This is a genomic window from Brevundimonas sp. FV2ps16 (assembly GCF_058681075.1).
This window is the reverse complement of the sequence record NZ_CM178728.1, coordinates 2,273,267-2,280,601: the sequence shown is the minus strand read 5'-3', so window position 1 is coordinate 2,280,601 and position 7,335 is coordinate 2,273,267. Positions and strand designations below refer to the sequence as shown.

Below are 7,335 nucleotides of genomic sequence, written 5' to 3'. Positions count from 1 at the left end.
GGAGCCTCAAATGACCGAGATTTCCCGCCGCACCCTGATCGCCTCGGGCGTGCTCGCATCGGCGCTGCCGGCCCTGCCGGCGCTCGCCGCCGACCGACCGCTCGCTCCCCCGCCCGCAGCCTCGCCCGCACCGTGGGGCGCCGTGCCCTCGGAACGTCAGTGGCGGTGGCATCAGCGTGAACAATACGCCTTCGTCCACTTCGCCATGAACACCTTCACGGACAAGGAATGGGGCTACGGCGACGAATCTCCGTCGATGTTCGACCCGACCGATTTCGATGCGGACCAGATCGTCGCCGCCGCCCAGGCCGGCAATCTGAAGGGCGTCATCCTGGTCGCCAAACACCACGACGGCTTCTGCCTGTGGCCGACGATGCTGACCGAGCATTGCATCCGCAACAGCCCCTACAAGGACGGCAAGGGCGACATCGTCGGCGAGGTCGCGGCCGCCTGTCGCCGCGCGGGCATGGGCTTCGGCATCTATCTGTCGCCGTGGGATCGCAACCACGCCGAATACGGCCGCCCCGCCTATATCGACTATTTCCGCAAGCACGTGGTCGAGCTGTGCACCCGCTACGGCGAGCTGTTCGAGTTCTGGTTCGACGGGGCCAACGGCGGCGACGGCTACTACGGCGGCGCGCGCGAGACGCGCCAGATCGACGCGCCCGCCTATTACAACTGGCCCTCGATCGTCGCCCTGGTCCACAGCCATCAGCCGATGGCCTGCACCTTCGATCCCATGGGCGCCGACATTCGCTGGGTGGGCAACGAGGACGGGATCGCCGGCGATCCCTGCTGGCCAACCATGCCCGCCCATCCCTATGTCCAGAGCGAGGGCAATTCGGGCGTGCGCGGCGCCCCCCTGTGGTGGCCGGCCGAGACCAACACCTCGATCCGCCCCGGCTGGTTCTTCCACGCCGACGAGGACGGCAAGGTCCGGAGCCCCGCCAATCTGGTCCGCTATTTCGACACCTCGGTCGGGCGCGGCACCAATATGAACCTGAACATCCCGCCCGACCGGCGCGGCCGCATCCCGGATCAGGACGTCCGCATCCTGAAGAGCTTCGGCGATGCGATCCGGGCCAGTTTCGCCGTCAATCTGGCGGACGGCGCCGCGGTCTCGGCCAGCCATGTGCGCGGCCACGGCTATGAGCCCGCCCGGGTGCTGGACGGCGACCGCGAAACCTATTGGTCCACGCCCGACGACGTCGTCACCCCCAGCCTGACGCTGGACCTGGCGTCTGAACAGAGCTTCGACCTGATCCGTCTGCGCGAATATCTGCCGCTCGGCGTGCGCGTCACCCGTTTCGCCGTCGAGGCCGAGGTGGAGGGCGCATGGCGCGTCCTGGCCGAGCATGAGTGTATCTCGGCCCAGCGCATCATCCGCCTGGACCAGCCGATCAAGGCCCGTCGTCTGCGGCTGCGCGTGCTGGAGGCGCCGGCCTGCCCCGCCATCAGCGAATTCTCTGTCTTCCGTTCGGTCGCGCCCGTCGCCGTCCCGCCGGTTGCGTCCAGCGATCCGAAGGTCCTGTCCACCGCCGGCTGGCGGATCGTCGAATCGAGCGCTCCGGGCGCCGAGGCCCTGCTCGATACTGAGGTCTCCACCGCCTGGATCCTGCCTGCGCCGACGCCGTCGCAACCAGCGACCGTCACCCTCGACCTGGGCGCGGTCCAGGATCTGGGCGGCTTCAGCCTGACCCCGGCCCGCCATCCCATCCGGGGCGCTGCGCCTCCGCGCGGCTACCGCGTCGAACTCAGCACCGACGGAACCCGCTGGACGCCCGAGGCGACCGGCGAACTGTCCAACATCGCCTACGCCCTCTCCACCCAGAGGGTCGCCTTCGCCGGCCCCAGAACAGCCCGGTACATGCGCTTCAGCTTTGCCGAGACCGCCGTTCCCGCCGCTCGGCTCGCCATCGCCGGCATCGGCGGTTTCAAACCCTAAGGAAAGAGGCGGGGACAATCGGAACACCGTCGGCACGGCCGTTCCCAGGACGGTGGTAGGCGGCGACGGGTTCGAACCGCCGACCCTCTCGGTGTAAACGAGATGCTCTGACCAGCTGAGCTAGCCGCCCTTGAACCGAAGCGGGCTTATGCCCTGCGGTCGTCAGCCGTTCAAGGCGCTTTTCAGACCCTCGCCGGGGCGAAAGCGCGCGGTGCGGGAGGCGGCGCGGGCGATGGTCTCGCCGGTCTGGGGGTTGCGGGCCACGCCGGCCTTGCGATCGATCGGGGTGAAACTGCCGAAGCCGATCAGCTTGACGTCTCGCCCTTGGGTCAGGGCCTCCACCACGCCCTCGGTGAAGGCTTCGAGCGCCGTCTTGGCCTGATCACGGCTGATGTTCGCGGCTGCGGCCATGCGGCCGATAAGTTCGGCTTTTGTCATGTCGTCCTCCCCTTGACCGTCAGTAAACGGCGGATTGGCGCTCGCGTCAAAAGCGAAAACGCCGCCGACATGAATGTCGGCGGCGTTTAGCATTCGACTTAAGTCGGGTCTCAGTGGCTGACGGTCGCCGTCGCCCCTTCAAGCGGCGGAACAGGCGCAGGCAGAGGCTCGGCGGCCTCGTCCCATTCGACCGGCGTCAACGGACCGATCAGGGCCCATTTCAGGGCTTCGTCCGCCGTGGAGATCGGCACGATCTCCAACGCCGACTTCACATTGTCGGGCACGTCGGCCAGGTCCTTCTCGTTCTCCTGCGGGATCAGCACGGTCTTGACGCCCGAGCGGAGCGCCGCGAGCAGCTTCTCCTTAAGGCCGCCGATGGCGGTGACCCGTCCGCGCAGGGTGATCTCGCCGGTCATGGCGATGTCCTTGCGGATCGGGATCCCCGTCAGGACCGAGACCATGGCCACGGTCATGGCGACGCCGGCGGACGGACCGTCCTTGGGCGTGGCGCCGTCCGGCACGTGGACGTGGATGTCGGTCTTCTCGAACACCGGCGGCTTGACGCCGAAGTCCAGGGCCCGCGAGCGGACATAGGAGGCCGCCGCCGAGATCGACTCCTTCATCACGTCTTTCAGATTGCCGGTCACGGTCATGCGGCCGCGGCCCGGCATCTTGATGGCTTCGATCGTGAGGATATCGCCGCCGAACTCGGTCCAGGCCAGACCGGTGACGATGCCGACCTGATCCTCCTCGTCCGTCTCGCCGTAGCGGAACTTCTTCACGCCCGCATAGTCGGCCAGCTTTTCCGCATCGACGGTGATCGAGGCGACCTTGGTCTTGGCCATCTCGCGCACGGCCTTGCGGGCCAGACCGCCCAGGGCGCGTTCCAGCGAGCGCACGCCGGCTTCACGGGTGTAGTAGCGGATCAGGTCGCGGATGGTGTCTTCCGGAATGACAAGCTCGCCCGGCTTCAAACCATGGTCGGTCAGTTGCTTGGGCAGGACGTGACGCTTGGCGATCTCAACCTTCTCGTCCTCGGTGTAGCCCGAGACCCGGATGATCTCCATCCGGTCCATCAGCGGCTGCGGCATGTTCAGGCTGTTCGCCGTCGTCACGAACATCACCTGGGACAGGTCGTAGTCCACTTCCAGATAGTGGTCGCCGAAGGTCGAGTTCTGAGCCGGATCCAGCACCTCGAGCAGGGCCGAGGACGGGTCGCCGCGCCAGTCGGACCCCAGCTTGTCGATCTCGTCCAGCAGGACGAAGGCGTTGGTGGTCTTGGCCTTCTTCATCGACTGGATGATCTTGCCGGGCATGGAGCCGATATAGGTCCGGCGGTGACCGCGGATCTCGCTCTCGTCGCGCACGCCGCCCAGGGACATGCGGACATATTCACGCCCGGTCGCCTTGGCGATGGACTTGGCCAGCGAGGTCTTGCCGACGCCGGGAGGGCCGACGAGGCACAGGATCGGCCCCTTCAGGCTGCCGGTGCGGGCCTGGACGGCCAGATATTCGATGATCCGTTCCTTGACCTTCTCCAGGCCGAAGTGGTCCTCCTCGAGGATCTCCTCCGCCTTGTTGAGGTCGATCGTCTTCTGCTTGGCCTTGCCCCACGGCACGGACAGCAGCCAGTCGAGATAGTTGCGGACCACGGTCGATTCGGCCGACATCGGCGACATGTTGCGCAGCTTCTTGACCTCGGCCTCGGCCTTGGTGCGCGCCTCCTTGGACAGGCGCGTCTTCCGGATGCGCTTCTCCAGATCCATGATCTCGTCGCGCGCGTCGTCGGTCTCGCCCAGCTCGCGCTGGATCGCCTTCATCTGCTCGTTCAGATAATATTCGCGCTGGGTCTTCTCCATCTGGCGCTTCACGCGCGAGCGGATCTTCTTCTCGACCTGAAGGACGGAGATTTCGCCCTCCATCAGGCCATAGACCTTCTCCAGCCGCTTGGGCACGTCGATGGTTTCCAGCAGCCCCTGTTTGTCGGCGATCTTGACCGACAGATGGGCGGCGACCGAATCCGCCAGCTTGGAGGCGTCGGTGATCTGGGGGATGGAGCTGAGGGCCTCGGGCGGGACCTTCTTGTTCAGCTTCACATAGTTCTCGAACTGCTCGACCACGGCGCGCAGCATGGCCTCGGCCTGGGAGGCCTCGCCGGGCTCGTCCTCGATCTCGACGGCCTCGGCCTCGAAATAGTCCTCACGATCGGTGAAGCGGGTCAGGCGCGCGCGGCCCTTGCCCTCGACCAGGACCTTGACGGTGCCGTCGGGCAGTTTCAGCAGCTGCAGCACGCTGGCCAGCACGCCGATGGGATAGATGGCGTCGGGCGACGGATCGTCGTCGACGCTGTTCTTCTGGGTGGCCAGAAGGATCTGCTTGTCACCCTTCATGATCTCGTCGAGGGCCTTCACCGACTTCTCGCGGCCGACGAAGAGCGGCACGACCATGTGCGGGAAGACGACGATGTCGCGCAGCGGCAGGACGGGCAGGATCTTGGATTCAGTCATGGATGCGTACTCCTGGGCCATTGATGATCGCCGGCCCGCCGCCACAGTCGATCGGGCAAGAGGCCCGACCGGCGCATGACGGCCCGTCGATTCCGACGGCGTTCGGATGAGTATGTGGTTTGAAAGCGCCCCGGTTCAAGCGTGACGGCCGAACCGCCCACATCTGCGTGGTTTAAGGGCATCGGGTGACGCCGGGCGAGCGGCGGCGCCGACGCGCTTTCGCTGCGAAGTTCGGAGGGCGGGACGGAGCGCCGGGCCTCGCCCGGAGAGAATAGTTTTTACCGTTTCGACGAAGACAGACGCTCCGCGCGCAGGGTGTTTCTGCCGGCCGGGGATATTGAAGCGGCAGTTGTGATGCCTCTTCCCCATGGCCTGCGTCAGGTCGGCGATCCCTGCGAAGGATCGTCCCGAGTGCGACCGGGTTCCTAACCCCGAGTCCTCCGCCGACGTTTCTGCGCGGGATGAGCCCACCGATGCACCGTCATGCGGCGCGAGGGAATCCCACCCCCGCCCCTGATCCCTACGCTCCCGCCGCCGCAAGGTCGCAGGCCTTACGAGCCCTCCTAGCGACGAGACCGACAGGAGTATGCGCGCGTTTTGAGGGGTGGTTAGAAGTGGGGGGTGAGATTCTGTTAGAGCGTTGAAATCTTTAGGAGCGGACCAGCGTCATTGTGCGCGCTGAAGACCTTCCCCCGCTTGCGGGGGAAGTGTCAGGCCGTGGCGCGCAGCGACACGCCTGACGATGGGGGAAGTCTTACTTCAGGCGACACTCCCCCCTCCGAGCCTGGTCCGCTGCGCGGACGCCGGCCCACCTCCCCCGCAGCGGGGGAGGGTCTGAGGAGCAAGTCACCTCTCCGCCCGCGAAGGCGCGGGGGGAGGACAGGTCGCGCTTGCGACCAGGAGGGGGCGACTCTGGCGGTGGTGATGACCACGCCAGCGTCTGACACCGAGTCGCCCCCGCCTGGCGCTCGCTGACGCTCCCGCCTGTCCTCCCCGTCGGCCTTCGCCGACGGGGAGGTGAAAAAAAGGCCGGAGCGTTGTCGCTCCGGCCCTTCATTTCAGTGCAAAGGCGATGCCCGATCAGGCGGCGCCGTCAGCCTTCTTCTTGGAGGCTTCGGAATAGATCAGCAGGGGCTGGGCCTTGCCGTCGATGACCTCGGCGTTGACCACCACCTCTTCGACGCCCTCGAAGGTCGGCAGTTCGAACATGGTTTCGAGCAGGATGCCTTCCAGGATCGAACGCAGGCCCCGCGCGCCGGTCTTACGGGTGATGGCCTTCTTGGCGACGGCGATCAGGGCGTCGTCGGTGAAGGTCAGTTCGACATTCTCCATCTCGAACAGGCGCTTGTACTGTTTGACCAGGGCGTTCTTGGGCTCGGTCAGGATGGTGACCAGGGCGGTTTCGTCTAGGTCTTCCAGCGTCGCCAGCACGGGCAGACGGCCGATGAATTCGGGGATCAGGCCGAAGCGCATCAGGTCGTCAGGCTCGACGCCCTTGAGGATGTCGCCGGTGCGACGTTCGTCGATCTCCTTGACCTGGGCGCCGAAGCCGATCGAGGCCCCTGCCCCGCGCGCCGAGATCACCTTCTCCAGGCCGGCGAAGGCGCCGCCGACGATGAAGAGGATGTTGGCGGTGTCGACCTGCAGGAACTCCTGCTGCGGATGCTTGCGGCCGCCTTGCGGGGGCACGGAGGCGACGGTGCCTTCCATGATCTTCAGCAGGGCCTGCTGCACGCCCTCGCCCGAGACGTCGCGGGTGATGGAGGGATTGTCCGACTTGCGGCTGATCTTGTCGATTTCATCGATGTAGACGATGCCGCGCTGGGCCCGTTCGACATTGTAGTCCGAGGCCTGGAGCAGCTTCAGGATGATGTTCTCGACATCCTCGCCCACATAACCGGCTTCGGTCAGGGTCGTGGCGTCGGCCATGGTGAAGGGCACGTCGATGATTCGGGCCAGGGTCTGGGCCAGCAGCGTCTTGCCCGAACCGGTGGGGCCGATCAGCATGATGTTGGACTTGGCCAGTTCGACGTCGTTGTTCTTCGTCGCGTGGTTCAGGCGCTTGTAGTGATTGTGGACCGCGACCGAGAGGACCTTCTTGGCGTGCGACTGGCCGATGACGTAGTCATCAAGGACGTCGCGGATCTCCTTCGGCGTGGGGACGCCGTCGGTGGTCTTCTTGAACCCGATCTTGTGCTCTTCACGGATGATGTCCATGCACAGTTCGACACATTCATCGCAGATGAACACGGTCGGGCCCGCAATAAGTTTGCGGACCTCGTGCTGGCTCTTTCCGCAGAACGAGCAGTAGAGGGTGCTTTTGGCGTCGGTGCCGGCTGCTTTGGTCATAGACCCTTATCTCACTCCCGCGGAGCGGACCGAAATGGCCCGAGACGCGCTTCCTCCACGTTGATTCCAGCACTCTGGACGCAAAGGTCTTCAAAA

At 65.7% G+C, this 7,335-nt stretch carries 4 protein-coding genes and 1 tRNA gene; 1 reads left to right on the top strand and 4 read right to left on the bottom strand.

Annotated features, from left to right (window positions below):
• The first annotated feature begins 10 nt into the window (after positions 1 to 10).
• Complete coding sequence (locus tag ACW170_RS11055; protein ID WP_492086725.1) at positions 11 to 1,945, top strand: alpha-L-fucosidase; 1,935 nt, start codon at positions 11 to 13, stop codon at positions 1,943 to 1,945.
• A gap of 53 nt (positions 1,946 to 1,998) precedes the next feature.
• On the opposite strand, the gene ACW170_RS11050 is transcribed toward ACW170_RS11055, so the two are convergent.
• The 4 genes from ACW170_RS11050 to clpX form a co-directional block, all read right to left on the bottom strand.
• Positions 1,999 to 2,075 (bottom strand) — tRNA-Val (locus ACW170_RS11050).
• A gap of 32 nt (positions 2,076 to 2,107) precedes the next feature.
• Positions 2,108 to 2,383, bottom strand: coding sequence for an HU family DNA-binding protein (locus ACW170_RS11045; protein ID WP_492086724.1), 276 nt, complete (start codon positions 2,381 to 2,383; stop codon positions 2,108 to 2,110).
• A 110-nt stretch (positions 2,384 to 2,493) separates the two neighbouring features.
• Complete coding sequence (gene lon, locus ACW170_RS11040) at positions 2,494 to 4,890, bottom strand: endopeptidase La (protein WP_492086723.1); 2,397 nt, start codon at positions 4,888 to 4,890, stop codon at positions 2,494 to 2,496.
• A 1,080-nt stretch (positions 4,891 to 5,970) separates the two neighbouring features.
• The gene (clpX, locus tag ACW170_RS11035) at positions 5,971 to 7,239 is read right to left on the bottom strand and encodes an ATP-dependent Clp protease ATP-binding subunit ClpX (protein ID WP_066551632.1); all 1,269 of its coding nucleotides are present in this window, start codon (positions 7,237 to 7,239) and stop codon (positions 5,971 to 5,973) included.
• Positions 7,240 to 7,335 lie beyond the last annotated feature (96 nt).

Bases quoted from the DNA above. Each gene is read 5' to 3' on its own strand.
- clpX (WP_066551632.1), bottom strand. From the start codon at position 7,239: ATGACCAAAGCAGCCGGCACCGACGCCAAAAGCACCCTCTACTGCTCG.
- ACW170_RS11045 (WP_492086724.1), bottom strand. From the start codon at position 2,383: ATGACAAAAGCCGAACTTATCGGCCGCATGGCCGCAGCCGCGAACATC.
- ACW170_RS11055 (WP_492086725.1), top strand. From the start codon at position 11: ATGACCGAGATTTCCCGCCGCACCCTGATCGCCTCGGGCGTGCTCGCA.
- lon (WP_492086723.1), bottom strand. From the start codon at position 4,890: ATGACTGAATCCAAGATCCTGCCCGTCCTGCCGCTGCGCGACATCGTC.